21 protein-coding genes and 1 pseudogene are annotated in these 22,218 nt (G+C 41.6%); 14 read left to right on the top strand and 8 right to left on the bottom strand.

Annotated features, from left to right (window positions below; translation table 11 throughout):
• Positions 1–148: 148 nt before the first annotated feature.
• Complete coding sequence (locus tag AAEY94_RS11660; RefSeq protein WP_101085092.1) at positions 149–682, top strand: hypothetical protein; 534 nt, start codon at positions 149–151, stop codon at positions 680–682.
• A 128-nt stretch (positions 683–810) separates the two neighbouring features.
• On the top strand, positions 811–1,773 hold the full coding sequence (locus tag AAEY94_RS11665; RefSeq protein ID WP_350978895.1) for a hypothetical protein: 963 nt from the start codon (positions 811–813) through the stop codon (positions 1,771–1,773).
• 261 nt (positions 1,774–2,034) lie between these two features.
• On the opposite strand, the gene AAEY94_RS11670 is transcribed toward AAEY94_RS11665, so the two are convergent.
• Positions 2,035–2,712 (bottom strand): hypothetical protein, encoded by a 678-nt coding sequence (locus tag AAEY94_RS11670; protein WP_101085094.1) that lies wholly within the window; start codon positions 2,710–2,712, stop codon positions 2,035–2,037.
• Positions 2,713–2,808: 96 nt separating this feature from the next.
• On the bottom strand, positions 2,809–3,417 hold the full coding sequence (locus AAEY94_RS11675) for a protein tyrosine phosphatase family protein (protein ID WP_101085095.1): 609 nt from the start codon (positions 3,415–3,417) through the stop codon (positions 2,809–2,811).
• A 785-nt stretch (positions 3,418–4,202) separates the two neighbouring features.
• Between AAEY94_RS11675 and AAEY94_RS11680 the strand changes: the two genes are divergently transcribed.
• The 5 genes and pseudogenes from AAEY94_RS11680 to AAEY94_RS11695 all read left to right on the top strand — a co-directional run bounded on the left by AAEY94_RS11680 (position 4,203) and on the right by AAEY94_RS11695 (position 7,213).
• On the top strand, positions 4,203–4,562 hold the full coding sequence (locus AAEY94_RS11680) for a hypothetical protein (RefSeq protein ID WP_101085096.1): 360 nt from the start codon (positions 4,203–4,205) through the stop codon (positions 4,560–4,562).
• Positions 4,563–4,964: 402 nt separating this feature from the next.
• Positions 4,965–5,603 (top strand): DUF1287 domain-containing protein, encoded by a 639-nt coding sequence (locus tag AAEY94_RS11685; RefSeq protein ID WP_101085097.1) that lies wholly within the window; start codon positions 4,965–4,967, stop codon positions 5,601–5,603.
• A 54-nt stretch (positions 5,604–5,657) separates the two neighbouring features.
• Positions 5,658–5,753: pseudogene (locus AAEY94_RS20885) on the top strand (transposase); the annotation flags it as partial.
• A 318-nt stretch (positions 5,754–6,071) separates the two neighbouring features.
• Complete coding sequence (locus tag AAEY94_RS11690) at positions 6,072–6,614, top strand: hypothetical protein (protein WP_101085098.1); 543 nt, start codon at positions 6,072–6,074, stop codon at positions 6,612–6,614.
• 188 nt (positions 6,615–6,802) lie between these two features.
• Positions 6,803–7,213, top strand: coding sequence for a hypothetical protein (locus AAEY94_RS11695; protein WP_350978899.1), 411 nt, complete (start codon positions 6,803–6,805; stop codon positions 7,211–7,213).
• Positions 7,214–7,414: 201 nt separating this feature from the next.
• On the opposite strand, the gene AAEY94_RS11700 is transcribed toward AAEY94_RS11695, so the two are convergent.
• From AAEY94_RS11700 to AAEY94_RS11715, 4 genes are all read right to left on the bottom strand, one after another.
• On the bottom strand, positions 7,415–7,849 hold the full coding sequence (locus AAEY94_RS11700; RefSeq protein WP_101085100.1) for a dCMP deaminase family protein: 435 nt from the start codon (positions 7,847–7,849) through the stop codon (positions 7,415–7,417).
• Between the two features lie 225 nt (positions 7,850–8,074).
• Positions 8,075–10,009 carry a B12-binding domain-containing radical SAM protein gene (locus AAEY94_RS11705; RefSeq protein ID WP_182744796.1) on the bottom strand — a complete coding sequence of 645 codons (1,935 nt, stop codon included), beginning with the start codon at positions 10,007–10,009 and terminating at the stop codon, positions 8,075–8,077.
• Between the two features lie 273 nt (positions 10,010–10,282).
• Entirely contained in the window at positions 10,283–10,963 is a 681-nt protein-coding gene (gene mtgA / locus AAEY94_RS11710) for a monofunctional biosynthetic peptidoglycan transglycosylase (RefSeq protein WP_350978901.1), read from the bottom strand.
• A 191-nt stretch (positions 10,964–11,154) separates the two neighbouring features.
• Positions 11,155–11,796 (bottom strand): DsbA family protein, encoded by a 642-nt coding sequence (locus AAEY94_RS11715; protein WP_350978903.1) that lies wholly within the window; start codon positions 11,794–11,796, stop codon positions 11,155–11,157.
• Positions 11,797–12,032: 236 nt separating this feature from the next.
• On the opposite strand from AAEY94_RS11715, the gene AAEY94_RS11720 reads away from it, so the two are divergent.
• From AAEY94_RS11720 to AAEY94_RS11735, 4 genes are all read left to right on the top strand, one after another.
• Positions 12,033–13,307, top strand: a complete 1,275-nt coding sequence (locus AAEY94_RS11720; protein ID WP_162023942.1) for a glycerophosphodiester phosphodiesterase family protein — start codon at positions 12,033–12,035, stop codon at positions 13,305–13,307.
• 332 nt (positions 13,308–13,639) lie between these two features.
• Positions 13,640–14,593, top strand: coding sequence for a TAXI family TRAP transporter solute-binding subunit (locus AAEY94_RS11725; RefSeq protein ID WP_011638983.1), 954 nt, complete (start codon positions 13,640–13,642; stop codon positions 14,591–14,593).
• Positions 14,594–14,797: 204 nt separating this feature from the next.
• On the top strand, positions 14,798–16,831 hold the full coding sequence (locus AAEY94_RS11730; RefSeq protein ID WP_162024405.1) for a TRAP transporter permease: 2,034 nt from the start codon (positions 14,798–14,800) through the stop codon (positions 16,829–16,831).
• On the top strand, positions 16,831–17,235 hold the full coding sequence (locus AAEY94_RS11735; RefSeq protein ID WP_350978906.1) for a DUF1850 domain-containing protein: 405 nt from the start codon (positions 16,831–16,833) through the stop codon (positions 17,233–17,235). Before AAEY94_RS11730 ends, AAEY94_RS11735 begins: the two co-directional genes overlap by 1 nt.
• A gap of 98 nt (positions 17,236–17,333) precedes the next feature.
• On the opposite strand, the gene AAEY94_RS11740 is transcribed toward AAEY94_RS11735, so the two are convergent.
• On the bottom strand, positions 17,334–18,257 hold the full coding sequence (locus AAEY94_RS11740; RefSeq protein ID WP_350978908.1) for a manganese-dependent inorganic pyrophosphatase: 924 nt from the start codon (positions 18,255–18,257) through the stop codon (positions 17,334–17,336).
• 373 nt (positions 18,258–18,630) lie between these two features.
• On the bottom strand, positions 18,631–19,092 hold the full coding sequence (locus AAEY94_RS11745) for a NanQ anomerase/TabA/YiaL family protein (protein ID WP_102036963.1): 462 nt from the start codon (positions 19,090–19,092) through the stop codon (positions 18,631–18,633).
• A 105-nt stretch (positions 19,093–19,197) separates the two neighbouring features.
• Between AAEY94_RS11745 and AAEY94_RS11750 the strand changes: the two genes are divergently transcribed.
• The 3 genes from AAEY94_RS11750 (at position 19,198) to AAEY94_RS11760 (ending at position 22,137) form a co-directional block, all read left to right on the top strand.
• Positions 19,198–20,253, top strand: a complete 1,056-nt coding sequence (locus tag AAEY94_RS11750) for an alpha/beta hydrolase (RefSeq protein WP_162023939.1) — start codon at positions 19,198–19,200, stop codon at positions 20,251–20,253.
• A gap of 213 nt (positions 20,254–20,466) precedes the next feature.
• The gene (locus AAEY94_RS11755) at positions 20,467–21,045 is read left to right on the top strand and encodes an LON peptidase substrate-binding domain-containing protein (protein WP_101085107.1); all 579 of its coding nucleotides are present in this window, start codon (positions 20,467–20,469) and stop codon (positions 21,043–21,045) included.
• Between the two features lie 111 nt (positions 21,046–21,156).
• Positions 21,157–22,137 carry a pseudouridine synthase gene (locus AAEY94_RS11760; RefSeq protein WP_335691230.1) on the top strand — a complete coding sequence of 327 codons (981 nt, stop codon included), beginning with the start codon at positions 21,157–21,159 and terminating at the stop codon, positions 22,135–22,137.
• Positions 22,138–22,218 lie beyond the last annotated feature (81 nt).

Consider the following 22,218-nt stretch of genomic DNA (forward strand, 5'->3'; position numbering starts at 1 on the left):
CTATAAAAATCAAGACAACTATGAGCTTGCGCTAGACAATAGAGAATGTATTTCATTCGATAATAAAGGTGGCGGTGTTTAATCAAATTGAAACAATTTCAGGTATGCAAATGTTAAGATCTGAAATCTCATCAAAGGAGAGATTGTTTTGGAAATCAGTCCACTATGGTTGCAAAGTAAAATGAAGATATTATCGTTTTTATTATTTATCTTAACTACCTCATCTTCACAAGTTTTAGCGGATGAGTACTTAGATTTTGGTATGAATTTATTGGGTGATAAATTTACTGCCTTTGAAATCAAACATGATAAATGTTTAAGTATGTCAAAAATGAATCAATTATCTGAGAACAGTATAGACATTCTGAAGCAGTTACCCATTTCAGCTGGGGAGGCTTTAGGTTATTTGCATCTTAAAGCGATGAGACTTTGTGTTGGAGATGAATACACTGAGTTACTCCAAGTGCTTTTAGACTTAGAATATGAAAATAAGAAAAAACAAAATACTTTTGTCGGTCAAGAAATAGACAAAATAAAATTGTTAATATTTTCTGTTTCAGAATTGAGAGCGCAAAAAAAGTTTGATTCATTACTTGCGAGATACCGAAGTAAACTGCAGTTAGTGAAAGGTATTAATCAACCATTTGATATGACAAATGCATTTGAACGAGCATGGTTATAACAAATCAGTAATCTTTAAAATTTCGATGAATATGAGTTATTCGTTTTTTATCTTTTTAGTAACCATCTCGGATATTGTTGTTAGAATACACCAACTTTTGCCTGCGGCTGCTCGAGTAACTCATCATTATGTTTAATCGTATTTCTGTGTTTTTGTATTTAATCTTAGCTTTATCAACCAGTGCATGTGCTATGCCGATAGGCATGACCCAAGCGGGTAGCATTACCGCCCCGACCATTGACGAAGCCAGTGGTTTGGCAGTATCGCGGCTCAACGACAATATATTGTGGGTACATAACGACAGTGGCGACACAGCAAGAATTTTTGCCATCGATACCCAAGGCCATCAGTTGGCCACAGTCAACATTACAGGTGTTAGGAATACCGATTGGGAAGACATCGCCTCGTTCGTTTATCAAGGTGAGTCGTATTTATTGATCGCCGATGTGGGTGATAACCAAGCTAAACGATCGCAATATCAGTTACATCTGATCAAAGAGCCAGATTTAAGCCAGCTTAATGGACAAAAAACACTGGCGGCTAAACCCGTTTGGAGCATTACATTTACCTACCCAGATGGTGCACACGATTGTGAATCTGTGGCCGTTGATGTCGCCAAGCAAAAAATACTGTTATTGAGCAAACGCGATAAACTGCCAATATTATTCGAGCTGCCTTTAATCGCTCCGGTTTTAGGGCAAAGCGCTTCAAGCAATTCATCGGTTCAAATTGTTAACAAACAAGCCAAAAGGCTAGGCGAAATCGCGCCATTACCAACAGCCATGCTCGATTACGCCAGTATCTATACCTGGATTGGTTTTGCCGGGAAACCCACAGCCATGGATATATCAGCTGATGGTTTATCGGCGGTGGTATTAACCTACACTCACGCGTTCTATTTTACTCAAACTGAGCCAGGTGATTGGTTGACGCTGTTTTCTACGCCACCACAAGTGATTTCTCTGCCAGCGATAAAACAAGCTGAAGCCGTGGGTTTCAGCCAAGATGGTAACAGTGTTTTTATCACCTCAGAGATGATCCCAGCACCCTTGTATAAGATGGATTTGAAAGGTTTTCAGACTCAACAGTAGGTGATTTTCTTTATTTTTTAGATATGGCCTACGGCCACTAAGGTCGTGGCGCTTCGCTTACACCTGACTTTTCAAACTCCGTTTGAATTAAGATAGCAAGGTTCCACCCTGCACGGGCCAAAACCACCGTTATTCCGGTAATGCTTTTGAGCCGCAATCCAGCTCTATTCTTTTATGTTTTGTACTTATAGCCTCCGACATGCCCAATGGTGTCGTCGGGTGAAGTTCTAGAGGAACTGCTGGTGGCTTAATCTATGACTATTAGTAACTTAGGCTGAGTGTAGATGGATCATCTGATTCAATGTAAACTGCTCTAAATTGTTTAGAACCATTTTCACCTTCAATGATATTGGTAAAGGAATAGTTATCAATAAATTTAGACAATTCACTGGCACTTTCGTCATTACCATCAAAGTTAAAAGACACTAAACAAATTTTTCCAGCGCAAGAGTAACTTTCCGAATAAACGTGAATTCCCTCTAATTTATACAAACTCTCGGATAAAAGGCTTTCCCGCATTGCTGCATCTTCAGACTTTTCAATTGAATTAATACGTTCAATAAAGTTTTCAAAGTCATTCACGCGGAATGTTTCTTCTAAAGCAATTTGAGATACAGCTCCATCTTTATTTATGAAGCCTGATGTTAACTGTTCAGAACTCTGAAAATGACTTTTATTCAAATGGGTAAATTGGTTGAAGAAATCTTCATTATCCTCATCGACTAATTTTTTTGTGAATTCAATATTATTGGTTACTTCTGCGATTATCTCTTTATCTGTATTCGGTATGTGATTATCTGATGAAGTTTGCAGTTCAGAATTCATTGTCGGTGCGATATCAGGCAGAATAATAGGTTCAGTAGCTTGTTGATTAAAATATGAGTAGCAAAAATAAGTAAAAAATAAAACACAAACAAAGGCGATAATCGATTTCAACATAGTTGTTTTTTCCTTAAAACAAACTGTAGGTACATGACGAGCCTTAAATTACTTTATCGTACCATCACAATATTATCGATATATATACTAATCTGTTTATTGAGCTTGTACGTCTTCAATCAGTTTTTTCCACTGAGGATATTCAGCAAAGCTTTGTTGTAAGTCGCCCCAAGGGGTGAGTGCTTCGGCCATCGTCGGTGCTTTTTTTTGGCGGGTTTGGTATAAATAATAAAAGGCTGATGCACGATAATTAGCCGCGCAATGTACTAGCACGGGTGCGTCGCCATTTTGCTCCATCAGGCTAAAAAATTGCTGTAGATTCTCTTGGGTAGGGTTTTGCCAGTCCACACTAATATTGTGATAGTTCATGCCCAGTTGCGTGACGATCTGCTGCTCATTTTGTAATGCATGCGGATTGTCATTAGGAATAAGATTAATCACGGTTTTGATACCCGCTTGAGCAAGTTGTGCAAATTGCGGCTCTGTGGGTAAACCTGCGGTAATCACTTGCTGGTTATTAAATTTAATCGCTTTTATGTCGCCAAGCTTGCTGGTATCAATGTTGGCCATGCTGCTTGCGCGGTTCATATCGACACTATTCACTTCCGAGCTATTCACACCCGAACTAAATACTCCCGCACTAAAAAAGAAACAACACATTAATATGCTGGTGGACAGTAGGTTATAACGTTGCAGTATATTCATGTGGTTCCCTTGGGTTAATTTAATACGTGGTTGGTATTGTTAAGCTCAAGTTAACCATACCATTGTTAAGTTTTCATATAAAAATTACAGGTCTAAAGTGACACCTTGCAAAGGCCAAACCCACAGTTGTTCCGGTAATGTTGTTGATCTGGAATTTAGCGCTAAGCCGTCATCCTCGAGTGCTTTTATCGGGGATCCAGCTCTATTTTTTGTATTTATGGCCTGCGGCCACTAAGGTCGTGGCGCTTCGCCCACACCAGACCAAGAGGAAACCAACGGCTGTTCCCTCTTGGATCACCCAGCCGCCCCGCAACATTTTCAAACAGCGAAAAGGTCGCCATGGGGTCAAGTTTAACTTTGACCTGCATTTGTGTCTGCTTCAGCCTTATTCGAAAATGCTATCGCTTCCGATGGTACATCCTGTACCGCGAAAGCTAGCCAGACATCCATGTCTGGACTCACGTCATTTTCTTCAACGACCTCAATTCATGGAACCCTGAAAATGTTAAACCAAGCATCATAATGAGATTCTGTGATGAATGGTAAAAATCGGCTGAATGACTAAAAAATACATCTTAAAAGGTGTAATTAGAACAATCGATTAGCAGAAATATTGTACAAAAAATCACTACCGCAAAAAAGAAAATTCCGATAGCATGTTATGTTAATAGTTACCGATTAATATGGATGTGGCATCGGCCAAGTTCAACAAGCGATTTATGCTTTGCAAACAGCGCAACACATAAATACTAAAACGTTATGTGTAAACGGATATCGTCGAGTATATGGATATTTTCAAAGGTATAGATTTCAATGACTCGTTTGTTCTCGGTTGGAGTTCAAATGCAACTGAAATCACATTCAAAATTGAGGCTAGCATTTGGCCTGATTCACCTCATTATCTAAATCCAAAACCTGATGAATATACTTGCTACCGTAAATGTGAAATTCAATTTACGGATTTTACTTCATATTCAGGGCTTTCTGAACAAAGTAGCGTTAACCCAAGCATAGATATAAATGGTTCAATTGATTATGGCAATATAGATTCGTTAATTATAACAAATCAAGGCTTTAAGGTTGTTGGTGAGTTTGGTAACTTAGAAGTTATAAACGGTAAAGTTCAGTTAAAAATTTACACATAACAAGTTGCTCAATTTCGTTCCGGCCACAAAAAGCGTGGCCTCCACGGGACTGCCTACGCTGCGCTACGGCAGCCCATTAGCAATGCGTTAGGAATAGGATTTTCATTTGAAGCAACATAGTGTTCAAGAAGCTTACCTTAAGAAGTTTGAGGACAAATGTCGAATTTGGGTTCATGAGGCGACAGATATGAAGCCTCGCCAATAGACCGGCTAAAAATTGATAACAATTGGCCTGCTGATTCTTTTGAACATTGGCTTGAAATAGTAAAAGATTCATCTAAATAGGTGTTGTAGTGAAACAGAATTTAACAAAGCGTCGAAAAAACACGGTTTTGGCTGGCGTTAAACATTTTAACCAACAATCTCTCTCCGCTCAATTAGGCGTATATTCTAAGGATTGTTATGAGTAAATTTGCATTTCTTCTTTTCTTTTTAAGCTCAGCCGTTAATGCCGCCGAATTTAATAAAGATATCGTTTCAAGCTTAATTGAAAGAACGACTCATCATGTGACTTATGACGGTTCTTATTTTTCAATTCCATACCCTAATGGAGATGTACCGAAAGACAAAGGAGTCTGCACGGACGTTATAATTAGAGTTTATCGTAAATTAGGTACTGATCTACAAAAACTCGTTCATGAAGATATGAAATCTAATTTTTCACTTTATCCTTCGAAAAAGATATGGGGATTAAATTCAACAGACAAAAACATAGATCACCGCCGAGTTCCTAACTTACAAACCTTCTTTAAAAGACATGGTGTAAATTTAAACGTTAGTGATAATAAAACAGACTACTCTGTTGGAGACATTGTTACATGGATGCTCCCAGGTAACTTACCTCATATTGGGATAGTCATAGATCAAATTAATCCAATATCAGGTAACCCTATGATTGTCCATAATATTGGCCGTGGCCCTGAAGTTGATGATATGATTTTTGATTATAAAATAACTGGCCATTATCGTTTTGTGCCAGAGAAGTATAATAAGGATAGTCTGCGCGAAACGTCGTCCATATCCCAAGTGTTAACCCATTAACCATGCCGCCCACCGATAAATTTCTGCCACCCACAATCCATTAGTGCGTTAGCTGTTGGTGCATTACCCGCATTAACTGAATATTGTGAGCATTTAGACCGAAAACGACGACAAGGTGCTGCAAATTGCCAGCGCTGGCTGTGCGCTTAAGTCTTAACTTCCACCCCAAATTACAATTCACCTTGAACTTGATTAACATCAAGTTTTTCAGGTGTGCTGAATTCTGCTGATGACGAATAAACCACTCATATAACGCTAATGATTTAGACATATTGATTGAAGTTGATGAGTTGAGTGCATTGAGCTGAACTCTCGCCAAAGCAATGAAAACAAGATATGTTACTTATGCAAATTATGGGTGGCATGGTTTTGTTGGTTATAGTTTTAGCAAACAATGCTAAAAGCCACGTCTACACATTGAGTGTTAGGCGGGTGCTATCTACTTCACATATATAAAAGGAATTTTCTGTGTATTCTAATATTAAAATAAACTTCACTAACTATTTTCTCATTAGGTTCATCATTTGCATTGCCTTCGTAACATTGTACGGTTGTGGCGGCACTTCTGAAGTGGAAGACGAAAGTATAGCTCCTCCCATTGTTTCTGTGCCTATTGATGAAACATTCGATCTAACTGGTTCATGGTTATCAAATTGTGGCGAAAGGAAAAATTTGGCATATTATACAAATGAATTAGTCATAACTAGTGTCAATTTAGAAATAATTCAACATAAATATGATACCTCTGATTGTGCAGGAACCCCTGTAGAATCTATTTCACAAACAATTAATCCCTACAGCTATCCCGAATCGAATCGTGATACAAATGATAAATTTATTGTTGTCGAAGTTTTTCAAGAGCCTCTATGGGAAATGACTGTAAACGTAGAAATTTATAATAACCTTTTGTATTTATCAAATAACTTATCAATTACCTATGAAGGCTATGCTTTCGAGTCAAATCATACAAGTGAAATTAACTATGTTAATTATCTAACAAAGAAAGAATAATTTTTTGTACAAGAAGTCATTAAAGTAGGACAATAAATAGTTGTTTTTTTGATCATCCACTACTTCTTTTAATCGCTTATAAAAGTGAATTTAAAGGTGAATTTAGTGGGGGCAGGGTAAACTTTGGGCGTTAACCATGCCACCCATTATTAAATTCCCATTGTTAAATTTCTGGAGCGAGCTGTATTTTGAGTACTTTTCTAGGCATTTGTTTACTGATGCTGCCATTGATCTTTTTTGGCATTTATTCAAATCATGAATTCGATTTATCGCTTTCGGATAACTTAAAAAAATGGAAATGGGGTAAGTATTTTGCCGTTATTCTTGTACTTGTATACGTAGTCTATTTACTGATGTATGGGCACAGTTACGTTGTAATGGGTGTCGATGAAACAAGCACGTATTTAGAAGATTGGGTGCTGTATTATCTTTTGCCAGGTTTATGCTTAGCGGCAGTAATATATTCCAAACCAGTAGGTTACTTTTTTGGTGATAATAGCTCAGAGTTTGGCTCATCGATTAAAGAAGATGTCGCTTTTATGCTTGGCCTTCTGTGGTTGTTATTTTTTACTTGGCAAATATTCTTAGAAAGCTTGTAAACGACACGAATTAATCATGGCATCCATTGGTAAATTTTCCATTGTTAAATTTTTACCTAGCCTTTTAAAGCCAGCTAGTAAAGTGAAGCTAGACTGTTCACCCTTTACTATGATGAAGTGCCACGCAGGCCATAAATGCAAAGAGTAAACAACTGGATTCCGGCTCAACCGCATTGCCCGAACGACGGTGAAAAAGTAGGGTTAATCTACTTGCATCCAATCGACTTGAACGCCAGCTTGCTCAAACATCTCTTCGCTGACTTTAATCTTATCTCCCCAGCGTGACAGGAAATCTTCGTTGGGTTGTGGGCTATGCACAGCGCGCAATCCTGTTTGGATAATCTTGGCGGCGCAGTTTGGGCAAGGAAAGTGGGTTACCCAAATCTCACAGCTACTGAGATCTCGTTTGGCATGCAGAATGGCGTTTTCTTCTGCATGGAGCGTTTTAAGCAGTTTCATTTCACGGTTATCGGTTTCAGCGCTATCTGATATTCCGTGAGGATAACCATTAAAACCTAGCGAGACGATACGATTGTTTTCAGTGATCACCGCGCCAACTCGGGTGGAAGGGTCTTTACTCCAAGATGCTACGAGCTCGGCCATTTGTAAAAAGCGTATTGCCCATTTTGTCATCATCTTATTGCCATTCCTATGCTTTATATATCAATGTATTTGGGTGCTATTCTCTATGCAGAACAGTGATAAATCAACTTTCAATATTCTAACCTTGGACCCACTTACTCTTTCTCTTTCTTATATTAAGTAGGGTTATGGTGCGTCTGTATAGCAGAATTAGACTGCCAATTATTTAGCTCGCGTTTACTTATTCTAATAAAATAGCCCGAATCTACTCTTCATTACCTACTCTTCATGACTCAGAATAAAGTTATTAATCGCTTTTGATATCAGGTCTTTCTTCATTGAAGTGCGGGAAACGGGTTCGTTGAACCAGAAACTCATTGGTTGGTCGAAGCCGATACCGTGCATGTAGTTGTAGATTGCTTTACGCAGTCCTTCGCCCAGCATGTCATGATCCGTTCCGGTCGGGTCGGTGAAATCGACATCGTTTTCAGCAAATAAGATCTCTGGGCGTTCAGCAAGGGTGATACCAAATTGCTCTGGGTTCATGCCTATCGGGCTGTGGATGGTGGCGACAAAACGGTGCCAATAGGCTGACTGGAAACAACCTAGTTCCATCATCTGACGCACCATTTCTAGCGAGTCTATGGTTTCTTGCTCGGTTTGTGTTGGGAAACCATACATTAAGTAAGCGTGAACCATAATACCGGCATCACTGAATGCTTTGGTTACATGGGCTACGCGCTCAACGCTCACGCCTTTTTTCATCAGTTTAAGTAGACGATCTGACGCTACTTCAAGGCCGCCGCTGACGGCGATACAACCTGAATCTGCCAGTAATTGACAACGATCTGGGCTAAAAGTCCGCTCAAAACGGATATTGCCCCACCAACTGATCACTACGCCGCGTTCAATGAGACGTTTTGCAAACGCAAATAAGGTTTTTGGTGGTAAGGCTTCATCGACAAAATGGAAACCAGTTTGTCCGGTTTCTTCGACAAGCTCTACGATTCGGTCAACCAGCACATCGGCGCCAGCGGTATCGTAGCGGTCAATATAGTCCAAACTCACGTCGCAGAAGCTGCATTTACGCCAGTAACAACCATGGGCTATGGTCAGTTTGTTCCAACGTCCATCACTCCATATACGGTGCATTGGATTAAGCATTTCACATAAAGACAGGTAGTCACCTAGTGGCAGGCCATCGTAAATTGGGGCGCCAACTTCGCTTTGTGGAATATCGTGCAGCTGTGTGTTTTCATTGAAATGGACATAGGGCTGGCCATTTTCATCTTCTGCGAGAAAATAAGTTCGCACTAAATCGTCTATCTCACGCTTACCTTCAAAGTATTCCAGCAGAGTGATAAGCGGGCGTTCGCCGTCGTCCAGACAGATAAAGTCAATAAACTCAAATACACGAGGATCTTTTAGTGCGCGCAGCTCGGTATTAACAAACCCGCCGCCGATGACGATAGGAATGTCTGGATTAATGGCTTTACAGGTTTGCGCAATACGTAACGCGCCCAGCATATTGCCGGGAAACGGCACGGTTAATGCGACAACACTTGGTTGCGTGTCTTCCAGATACATCTCGACCAGCTGCTCCAAAATTTCAGAGCTGAAACTCGGTTCACCCATGAGGGTGTCATAGAGGTTGTCAAAACTTGGGTTAGCCGCAGCTAATTTCTCGCCATAACGGCTGACTTCAAAGTAGGGATCAACGCCCTGAGTAATAACGTTCGACAGATCATTAATAAACAGAGTGGCCAAATACTTGGCTTTATCTTGTACGCCTAAATTACCAAAGGCGGCTTGCAACACGTCGCCAGATACCGCTTCCATCTCAGCAATTGCATCAAACGCTGGGCCTTCGGGTAAAAAACGGCGGGTGTTAATGCGCATAGCAAGGCTGGGATCTTTGCCTTGTAAAAAGCGAATGGCAGGTTCTACGGTGAGGTGATAACGCTCAAATTCAGCCAAAAAATTAAAGATGACATCTGGCAGTTCGTCGTCTTCAAAGTGTTCGAAGTTTTCTTCTACGTGCTGACGAATAATCTCCAGCGCAGGCGCTGTCATCATCTCAAGGAAAAGCTCAATCGCAGGATCTCGCTGAACCGCCTCATAGCCTCGTGAGCGTAAAAAACCGGTTAAATACGCTGTTGCTGGATACGGTGTATTCAGCTGGGTCATCGGTGGAGTCATTAGAAGAACGGTCATAGCCTGCCTTGATCGTAAAAGCCGATAAAAATGAGCTCGCATTCTAACAGTAAAAATAGTTCAAATCCTGTTAATTCCGGCTTTCATCTGGCTTGCTAGTAGGCATCATGTTTTCGCCACATGATGACGATTGGAAGAGAATAGTATTTTTTGAATGATATTAAAGGCTAATGGCTTATCAATGATCAATATTTTGATCTTTTAAATATAAAGGGCAGTTCGAGTTGTTATTGCTCTTAACAAAGAGCAATAACAACGGGCAACTGATGACGGTTAATTGGTAAGAATAGGCTTTAAATAGCCAGAGCCAAGTTGGCGCATTTGTTTTTCACCCCAAGCGACTCTTTGGCGCAGGTATGGGGTTAAATTGTTAGGGTTTCGGTTACGCGGACTCGGCAACAACACTGCTAGGCGCGCCGCTTCGTTGTTGGATAAATAGCGGGCCGATTTATTAAAATAGTGCTGGCTAGCCGCTTCTACGCCATAAATACCTTTACCAAATTCGGCTACGTTTAAGTACACCTCTAAGATACGCTTTTTGCCCCAAAACGCTTCAAGGCTCACGGCCAATATGGCTTCTATCCCTTTGCGAACAAAGCTTCTACCCGGCCAAAGTAATAGATTTTTTGCGGTTTGTTGGGTGATGGTACTGGCACCACGCAGGCCTTCTCCACCGTCGTACTGGTTAAGGGCTTTAGTGATGGAGTTGATATCGACCCCGAAGTGCTCTGGAAACAGTTGATCTTCTGCGGCCACTACGGCTAAAGGCATGTGCGCTGGCAGTTCATCAATGCTTACCCAGTGCTGACTAACGGGATAATCGCTTTGCAGTATAAATGACGTCGTCGGTGGTGGCACAAATCTAAGCAGCAGTAACAATAGCGCCAGTAATAGCAAAAATCGCCACATGACAAACCATGTCCAACCGAAAAAACCTCGTTTACGATCTGTCATTCACTGCCTCATGTTATGTTTAACGAGCCTGTGTGGGGCGTTGTCGTTTTCGACGTGCAGAGTATAGGATATTGGGCATTAAGGCCAAAGGCTAATCAACGTCGTGCAAACTTTATATCTTAACTGACGTTTACTTCGTGACGGTGCGTAGAGTCATTAAGTCATGCGGTCCTAATGTCCTTATGGGCTAATTAACTCGGTTGGGTTGTTAACAAGATAGTCTGTATGTCTGCCAAGCTTGTTTGCCATTGATGATAATCAAGCCGAATAGGATAGGCGTTGTTATCGACCATCAGCACTAATGAGGGAAATCCTTGAATGGGAAGTTGGCGAGCAAAATTGATTTCGCTGAGTAATTTATCTTCTGTTTCATCAGCGCTTAATTGCTCTGTGAACAAGTCTGCGGGGATCCCTAATTGAGTCGCAATCGATACCAAAGTATCAACATCAGATGGATTACGCGCATTAAGGTAATAAGCCTGTTGAATGGCGTTGATCATTTGTTGCTCTAGCCCATATTGGCGAGCAATGATGCTAGCTCTGCATGCTGGATACGTTGAACGCCTTGGTTGGCAATGCTGCCAAAAGTCGTGATTAAATTCTGTACCTAATTGTTGGTTAATCTTATGCCAGGTTTGTTGTAACATTTGCTGCATGGGTTGCGGCATGGGTTGGTCGGAGTCGGGCGCTAAACCACCTACTAGATAGTGTAGACTCAATTGCTGACCAAACTGCTGTAGTAGTTGAGCTTGCAGGGCGTCCCATGTGGGGCGATATCCCCAACACCAACTGCACATTGGATCGTGAACATAATAAAGTGTTGTGTTTGCCATTGTGGACCTCATTGTTAGCTGTTTACTCACTATCGTTTATTTGCTTGTCTATTTACCGTTACCGCAGTTAGGGTCATGTTTTATATTATTCAATCGGTCGGTAAAACAGTAGAAACTAAGGTTGTCATATTAATTCGATAATTCAGTCATATTCAATGCGTAAGCTGTTCCTGATGATGAATTTTTCAGCAAACTATTACAACTGACATTACCGCATTACAACATGGAGCAATAAGATGACAAGGAAAAAAAGTGTAACACTGGGTATCATTTCAGTTTTAACCAGTACGTTATGGATTTCGGGGTGTAACAGTAACGATAATAATGACACCACTGCAGAAGTGGATAAAAGTGTTAGCGCTCAAGTAGGTCCTAGGCCGCTATTTTTAGTCGGTCAAATGCAAGACAGTGAGTTAAAAGATCAATTAGCGCAATGTGCTTCAAATTCATTTTACCGTACTGACTTTTCTATTGGTCATCGCGGCGCATCAATGCAATTTCCTGAGCATACCAAAGAAGCTTATCAAGCAGCTATCGATTCTGGCGCAGGTATTGTGGAATGTGACGTGACATTTACCGCAGATAAAGAGTTAGTTTGCCGTCACTCGCAGTGTGATTTAGCCACTACCACTAATATTCTTGCTATCCCGGCCCTAGCCAATAAATGTTCAGTGCCATTTTCACCAGCCGATGCTGTCAATGGCGTGAGTGCAACGGCTACCTGTTGTACCAGCGATATCAGTCTTGCAGAGTTTACAACCTTGCAAGGCAAAATGGACGGCTTTAACCCTAATGCCACCACAGTAGAAGAGTTTATGGATGGCACGCCAAATTGGCGCACCGACTTATATGCCGGTAATGGCACCTTAATGACTCATGCTGAAAGTATTGCCTTGTTTAAAGCTGCTGGAGTAAAGATGACTCCCGAGCTTAAGTCGGCCAGTGTCAGCATGCCGTATGATGGATTTACCCAACAAGATTACGCCCAAAAAATGCTAGATGAATATGCCGCAGCAGGCGTTGATGCATCGCAAGTGTTTCCACAATCGTTTAATTTAGACGATGTAAAATATTGGATAGCCAACGCACCTGAATTTGCCGATCAAGCGGTATACCTTGATGGCCGTGACGAGCAAGCTGGATTTGATCCGCAAAACAGTGCCACATGGTCACCGAGTATGGACACCTTAGCGGCAGACGGAGTCAAGATTATTGCACCACCTTTATGGATGCTGGTTACCGTAGGAGACAATAACGCGATAGTGCCATCTGAATATGCCAAAGCAGCAAGTGCCGCTGGCTTGAAGATTATTGCTTGGTCATTAGAGCGTTCGGGGCCACTGAGTCAAGGCGGCGGTGGTTGGTATTATCAGAGTATTGCTGACGTGATTGATAACGAAGGTGATACTTTTGAGCTGTTAGATGTACTGGCAAAAGATGTCGGGGTAATAGGGGTGTTTTCTGACTGGCCTGCCACAGTGACATATTATGCTAACTGTATGAATATGTAAGGCTTAATAACATTCCAGCCTTTCATTTCATTAGGGCTTACACCATAGACTAAAAAGGTGCCGACATTGTTGGCACCTTTTTATTTCAATTAACTATACTCGTGGATGGCAGAGTATTTATTGCTCGCTGCCCAGACAGCCCTAAAGCAAGTTGGTGATGAAAAATGTTAATGTTGCTATTGGTGTCGTATCGAAGTAACTGAAATCGCGGAATAAAGGCGATTTATAATGATGTTATTAGCCTTTAGTCTATATAGATTGCACAGGATGTCAGTGGTAGTGTAACTACATAATAATACTCATAACAATATAAAAAATAAGGATATTGCAGGATGAAATTAACCAAACGTTTTTGCATGATTGGCGCAGCTGCAGCGCTATCTATTAGTACGGCTGTTATGGCCGCGCCGACATTTATCAATATTCTCACCGGCGGAACTAGTGGTGTTTACTATCCTATCGGTGTGGCTTTATCTCAACTTTACAGCAATGGCATTGAGGGCTCTAAAACCTCAGTACAAGCGACTAAAGCGTCGGTTGAAAACCTCAATTTATTACAAGCTGGGCGTGGTGAATTAGCGCTTGCACTAGGTGATTCGGTATCGGCAGCGTGGGAAGGTGATCAGGAAGCCGGTTTTAAAGCACCGCTTAAAAAATTACGCGTTATTGCGGCAACTTATTCTAACTACATCCAAATTGTCGCCAATAAAGATGCCGGTATTAATAGTCTTGCAGATTTAAAAGGCAAACGTATTTCTGTCGGGGCGCCAAAATCAGGTACTGAGCTAAACGCTCGCGCTATTTTTGCTGCTGCAGGACTCAGTTACGACGACATGGGTAAAGTGGAGTTTTTGCCTTATGCCGAATCTGTTGAGCTGATTAAAAACCGCCAATTGGATGCGACTTTACAATCGTCTGGTTTAGGTATGGCAGCGATTCGTGATTTAGCCGCAACAATGGATATCAACTTTGTGGCTATCCCTGCGGATGTTGTCGCTAAAATTAATAATCCTGCTTATCAAGTTGGGGTGATTACGGCCAATACTTACGAAGGCCAAACAGAAGATGTGAGTACGGTTGCGATACAAAACTTATTGGTAAGTCACAGTAAGGTGTCTGATGAGATTGCTTATCAAATGACTAAGCTGATGTTTGAAAACCTAGACCGTTTAGGTACTGCTCACTCAGCTGCTAAGGCGATCAGTTTAGCCACAGCGGCAAAAGATCTGCCTATTCCACTACACCCAGGTGCAGAACGCTATTACAAAGAAGTGAATGCGCTATAAGTAATAGTCTTAAGTTAACAGCGCTTGTTTGGTAAACCCAGCAAGCGCTTGTTTATTTCTGTCTTTCAACCATATTTGCTAACTTCTGTTTTAGATCAAGAGTGACTAATTGAGTCAACGTCATTTTTAGTCCACTCATTTTTCTGAGCTGAGGTTATTTAGTTGTAGTAAGTGTCGAGGCATACCATGAGCGATCCAACCCAAATTACCGAACCAGAGCAGGGCTTAAGTGCCGATACTCGCAACTGGCCGAAAGCCTTGTTTGCAGTAGCATTAATTTTTTCTATTTTCCAAATTACCACCGCGGCATTTCATCCAGTTTCGACACAAGTATTGCGCGCCGTACACGTGGGTTTTTTATTATTAGTGGTGTTTATTAGCTACCCAGGTATAGGCAAGAGTCAGCCATGGCAACCTTTGGCATGGATACTCGGTTTAGCGGGTATGGCAACCGCGGTTTATCAATGGGTGTTTGAAGCAGACTTAATTCAACGTTCTGGTGATTTAACCCAAAATGACATGATTATTGGTGTAGTGTTAGTGGCTTTAGTGTTTGAAGCCGCCAGACGAGTGATGGGAATAGCCCTGCCGATTATTTGCGGTATGTTTCTGGCCTATGGTTTATTTGGCGAGTATTTACCCGGTGAGTTGATGCATCGAGGTTATGGTTTCGACCAAATAGTTAACCAGTTGGCCTTTGGTACCGAAGGCTTATATGGCACGCCAACTTATGTATCAGCGACCTATATTTTCTTGTTTATTCTGTTTGGGGCCTTTTTAGAGCAAGCTGGAATGATCCGCTTATTTACCGACTTTGCTATGGGCTTATTTGGCCATAAAGTGGGTGGGCCTGCAAAAGTGTCGGTGGTGTCTTCAGCACTCATGGGCACCATTACCGGTTCGGGGGTTGCCAATGTGGTCACCACTGGCCAATTTACTATTCCGCTAATGAAGCGTTTTGGTTATCGGTCTGCTTTTGCGGGGGGTGTAGAAGCCACATCCAGTATGGGCAGCCAAATTATGCCGCCGATTATGGGCGCCGTAGCCTTTATTATGGCTGAAACCATTAATGTGCAATTTATTGAAATAGCTAAAGCGGCAATGATCCCCGCGGTATTGTATTTTTGTTCGGTGTTCTGGATGGTGCATTTAGAAGCTAAACGCGCCAATTTATCTGGTTTACCTAAAGACCAATGTCCAGATCCGTGGGCAGCAATTAAGTTGCGTTGGTACTTATTAATTCCACTATTTATTTTGATTGGTTTGTTGTTTTCCGGTCGTACACCGCTGTTTTCCGGCATGGTTGGCTTAGCACTGACTGCGATTGTGATTTTAGGTTCGGCCATAATTCTCAATCTATCATCAGCTGCTATGCGGTTTGCTTTTTGGATAGCATTAGGGGTGATATGCGCAGGCTTTTTCCAGTTAGGTATTGGGGTTATGTTTGGCGTTATTGCCATGCTGGTGGTGGTTTGTTGGTTTGTTAAAGGTGGTAAAGAAACTCTCACATTATGTTTGCATGCATTAGTTGAAGGTGCACGCCATGCTGTACCTGTAGGTATTGCTTGTGCGCTAGTGGGCGTGATTATTGGTGTTGTGTCACTAACCGGTATTGCTTCAACGTTTGCCGGCTATATTCTGGCTGTCGGCCAAGATAACTTATTTTTGTCTTTAGTGCTGACGATGGTGACGTGTTTGGTATTAGGTATGGGGATCCCGACCATTCCTAACTACATTATTACCAGCTCAATTGCCGCGCCAGCGTTACTGGATTTAGGTGTGCCGTTAATTGTGTCGCACATGTTTGTGTTTTATTTTGGCATTATGGCAGACCTTACACCGCCAGTTGCCCTAGCGTGTTTCGCCGCGGCGCCAATCGCTAAAGAGAAAGGCTTAAAAATCAGTTTATGGGCCATTCGCATTGCCATTGCTGGGTTTATTATTCCGTTTATGGCGGTGTACGACCCTGCGTTAATGCTCCAAAGTGGTGGTGTGCTAGAAACGGTTTATGTGGTCCTTAAAGCGACGGTGGCTATTGGTATTTGGGGCGTGATATTTACCGGCTACTTATTACAAAACCTATATTGGTGGGAACGTGTTTTAGGCTTTATTGCTGGTGGCTGTTTGATTATGGCGACACCGCTGAGTGATGAGTTAGGTTTTGGTTTGGCACTGGCGTTTATTTTGCACCACGTATGGCGTGCACGTAAGCTAAAACGTTTAGCGCAGGGCGAATAATGCTAGGGCTATGTTTGGGTTTAGCAGGCACGATTTGGGCTCAAGTGCCTGCTGAACAGATGACATTGTCTTGGACTCACACAATTGAGAAAATTCGTTGGGCCGAAGATTATCGATTAACTAATGAAGGTTTTATTTTAGAACAAGCAAGGGTAAAAGGCAGTGGCGCAGGAATGGAAATCCCTGCCGATGCGGTGTTAAAAGATGGCAGTTGGCACTACAAACCGCATTTACCTATTTTGCCAATGCTAAAGTTGGGCCGCACGCCAGAAGCAGGCGATTATCAGCTATGTGTGTCATCGACTCAGGCTGGGCAACAATGCCATTCTATGAGTTATTGGGTGGGTGAGCCTACCACTGAGCAGCCCTCCATTGAGCTATGGGGTTGTGATATACCAGTATGAGTTTGGTGTGTTAATCATGCCAATAAGATGTATTTAGACATAAAAAAAGCTGAATCAATTGATTCAGCTTTTTCTTTATTTGAGATGTTTACAACGAGTTACTTTGCAAAGGCATCTTGCAGTGCAGGTACAACTTGTTTTTTACGGCTTAATACGCCGTCTAACCACACGCGACCATCAACGGTAGGTTTACCGTAAGCGCGCTCAGTTAAGTCTGCTGAATCAGAAACAACTAACATTTCTGAACCTTCTTTCATGATATCGGTTAGCAGCAATAATACGCTGTGACGATTGCCTTCAATTTTCAATTTAGCAATATCTGCTTCTAGGTCAGCTTTGATGTCGTCAAATACAGACAAATCGATAACTTCTAATTGGCCAATACCCACTAGGTTACCGTTCATGTTGAAGTCTTTAAAGTCACGCATAACAAGGTCACGCGCTGGCGTACCTTCTACTGCTGATTTTACTTTAAACATGTCCATGCCGAGTTCTTTAAAGTCTTCTACACCGGCGATTTTAGCTAACGCTTCAACGCAACGGATATCGGCAGTGGTACAGGTTGGAGATTTGAAAATAACTGTGTCACTTAAGATGGCGCACATCATGATACCAGCGATGTTTGCTGGAATGTCTACCTGGTAGAAATCGAACATCATTTTAATGACGGTGTTGCTGCAACCTACTGGACGGATCCAACATTCTAGCGGAGTAGAAGTGGTTAAGTCGCCTAATTTGTGGTGGTCGACAATACCGACGATAGTCGCTTGAGCGATATCATCTGGCGCTTGAGTAATTTCTGAATGGTCAACAATATAGACTTCTTCACCAGCGTAACTGGTTTTATATTCTGGTGCTTCAAAACCAAATTTTTCTAAAATAAATGCGGTTTCTGGTGATAGCTCGCCTAAACGGGCTGCAATTGCCGGTTCATCGATTTGGTTTTTTAAATATGCTAATGCTATAGCACCACAAATTGAATCTGAATCAGGGATCTTGTGACCCACTACATACATTGCCATTGAAAGACTCTCCTATAAAGTTGCCCTGATTTTAACAAGAATTGATCTTCATCGCATTAAAAAATACCACTTCAACGGTTCAACTTACCACATGAGTGTTATCCATGATGATATGCGTGTTTAATTGACAAAAAAAGGCCCCGAGCGGAGAGTCTCGGGGCTTTTTCTATTTTACACAGGGTAAGTGCATATTTGTCTTTAGCTTAGGTATAACAACGCTATTGAAGTATCTTTTCAGTATTCTATTGAGACTATCTCAAGTGCTCTGTCGAGGAGCTTCTTGTGCTCGAATTAACTTTAGCAGACTTCTATCAAATAGCGATGTCTTACTCATAACTCAGTAGTAGGACTGAGCGTTGGTCATGTTTTAAGGTTATACCCGTACCTTTATCACCACTTTGCGGACTTTTTGTGGTGTAGGGCTGGTGCCCGGCATATGGATGTCACCAGGAAAAAACAATGCAAACATGCCGGCTTTTAGCGGAATAAACGCCGCATCATCTTTGTTAGATTCATAGTCGTATTCAGCATAGTCATGCTTGTCAAAATAAGGCTTAGAAGGCGTTTGATTGGCTAACGGTAAATAGCCAAATTCTTCTTCACCGCTAACCACATACTGCACATCAATATACTGTTGATGAACTTCAAAGGGTTCGATCTCTTTAGGCTTAGTTTCATAGTCATTGACGATAACGAAAATGTCTTTGCCTTCAAGCGGATAGTTGCCCACTTCAAGCTGACTAAAGTCGGTGTCCGCGAGATGAGCTAATGCTTTGGCTAATCTCGGGCTAAGTTGAGTGTATAGGTGGCGATTTGCTAAAGTATCAACAATCATAAAAATTCCGTAAGATAAGAACCATAAAAATATGCTAGCGTGTTAGCGCTAAAGCATACAGTTTTACAAAGATAACAGCATTACAAATATAAGAAGGATTGTACATTGCCTGCATTACGTTTACTTGCTGGACCAACGGCTTACGAACAACTAGAAGCGAATGGCTTAGATCAATCATTGTTTACTCAGCTCTTTGCTGCATCAGGCGGGCCTAAGTGGCTGGCGATAGCAGGCTTAGATAAATATTTATTTAGTGAGTTTTTTCAGGGGCGCCAAGATCCTCTTTATACTATGGGCGCATCGTCGGGTGCGTGGCGTTTAGCTTGTATGGCGCAACAAGATCCATTAGCGGCTTATGAACGTTTAGAACATTTTTATATTCATCAGAATTACGAAAAAAAGCCAACGCGTGAACAAGTCAGTGCCCAAGTATTGCAAATTGTTGATGGCATTTTAGGTGAACAGCAAGGCGCTGATATTATTGCTAATCCGTTAATTCGTCATCATATGGTGGCCTGCCGTGCCCGTCATTTAAACCGCATTCATGCCAAATTTGGCTTAATGATGGGATTATCGATGGCAGCGGTAAGTAATGTCATCAATCGAAAAAGCTTAGGCTGGCACTTCGAGCGGGTTATTTTAAGTCATAAAGACGCCGCATCACCTTTTAGACGTTTGAAAGATTTGCCCACCAAACATGTCGAGTTAACTCAAGACAATATCCGTCATGGATTACTAGCGACAGGATCTATCCCGCTATTGCTCGATCCGGTAAAAGATCTGCAAGGCTCGCCAAAAGGCCATTATTACGATGGAGGCATAACCGATTATCATTTTGATATGCCATTACCAGCAGCGACAGGGTTAAGTTTGTATCCGCACTTTTATCCGTACATGAGCCCTGGTTGGTTTGATAAATCCTTGTTGTGGCGTAAAGCGAAAGCGAATTATCACAATGGATTAATTTTAGCACCGAGTAAGCAATTTATTGCAAGCTTACCGTTTAGTAAAATTCCTGACCGTGAAGACTTTAAAAATTTAGATACTGAAAGTCGAATTGCTTATTGGCAGCAAAGCGTGCAACAAAGCCAGGTATTAGCTGACGAGTTTGCTGAGATTGTCGCTTCCGGCACTATTATGGATCGTATTGAGCGTTTATAAGATCCAATAAATTGAATGTTTTTTGTACTTTTTTTGAAAGATAGTCGTATTGATTAAGGTCTATTGGAGTAGGGCGTAGCGAAAACGGGTGGTTATGTCGGTAGTAAGCATTATATTATGCTGCTTAAGTTGTTGAATAATTAACCACTGCTACACTTGTTTCATTGATTTGACTTTGGTTCAGTAACTTCACCTATGGTGTAGGAGGCTGTTATGCAAACAAAAGAAGTAGCATTACTGATTCAAGATGCAGTGCTATTACCCGGTGGACGACTTGAAATTCGAGTTGTGGCACCGAGTGATTTAGCCATGGTTGCCGATGTATTAAAAGGTCACTATGGTTTAGCATTTGCGCCATTGAAAGTGAATAGCGAACTGCCTTGTTATATTGCAGCAACCCAATGCAATATTATTGATTTCAACCAGTTAGATGATGATTCTTTAAGCATCGTTGTTGAGGGAACACAGCGTCTTAAAATTTTATCTGCGGCGCAAAAACGAGATGGTTGTTGGATTGCTCGTGCGCTCCCTTGCGCTAATTGGTGCCATGAGCCCATTGCGGGTGAGTTTGAAATTATCAGCGCCGCACTTGAACAATTTTATCAAGTGAATCCAGATTTACTGGAATTGTATTCACAAACACATTTAGAAGATGCCGCTTGGGTGAGTCAGCGTTGGTTAGAGGTTTTACCTATGTATAACCGTGATAAGCTGATTTTAGTTGAACAACCTAATTGCCATAAAACCATGGATTTTGTGCTGCAATTACTAAAATCTCACGTGGATGTATAAGCGCAATATTGTGTTATCGGTATCAAGTAATCAAGATACATTTTAAACCTAGCCTGATAAGATACCTTCTCGTTTGAACCTTACCTTCATCTTTATATAGCCAAGTTGTTTATGCCTAATTCATCAAACTACACTGCGGATCATCCTCAATCCTCTTCCCAAACACCAAGCGCTGCCATTGCCGCTCAACCTTCGTATATTGTGTTGCCGCGTGCTAATGAATTAGCAGGTAAGCAATACCACACAGTAGTTGAGTTTTTGGTCGATCATTTTAAGCAAATCGATGCCAGTGTGTGGCAGCAACGGATCAAAGATGGCAAAGTTCATTGGCAAAATGGTGAGTTAATTACCGCAGACAGTGTCTATCAAGCCACTGCCAAAGTGTATTATTACCGCGAAGTGCTGGCCGAAACGAAAGTGCCTTTTGCTGAGCTGGTGTTGTATCAAGATCTTGATACCATTGTGGTTTATAAACCGCATTTTTTACCTGTTACCCCAGGCGGAAATTACGTCAATGAATGTTTAGTGCATCGATTACGTATCGCGACTCAAATTGATACGGTCGCCCCAGCACATAGGCTCGATAAAGACACGGCTGGGGTGATGTTAATGACGCTCAATCCGCAAACACGCCATGCATATCATCAGCTATTCTTAGATGACAAGATCACTAAAGATTATCAGGCCATCGCTAAATTAACACCTAGGTTGGTGAGTGAATTAGCCGATAATACTTGTACGCTTCCTATTCATTGGACGGTTAAAAATCGTATTGTGGCGGCAAATCCAAGCTTTACCATGCAGGTGGTTGAAGGCGAGGCGAATAGTCATTCTGAAATCAGTTTAGTGGCGGTAAAAGATGGTTTTGGCTTGTTTGAGTTAAGTCCGATTACCGGTAAAACTCATCAATTACGTGTACACATGCAAAGTTTAGGCATGCCGATTTTACATGACCGCTTTTATCCAGTGCTACAACCTAAAGGGCCGGACAACTTTGATAAACCATTGCAATTATTGGCTAAACGGTTGCGCTTTACCGATCCAATCAGTGCTATTGAACAAGATTTTCAGTGCCAAGGTTTGGATTTTTAGTTGGTTATTTAGCGAATAAAAAAACCGCCATCATAAAATCGATAGCGGTTTTTTTGTATCAGCTTATTGCTGTTGCAGTGA

The sequence above is a fragment of the Shewanella sp. AC34-MNA-CIBAN-0136 genome (genome assembly GCF_040309945.1).
In the GTDB taxonomy this organism is placed as follows: Bacteria; Pseudomonadota; Gammaproteobacteria; order Enterobacterales; family Shewanellaceae; genus Shewanella.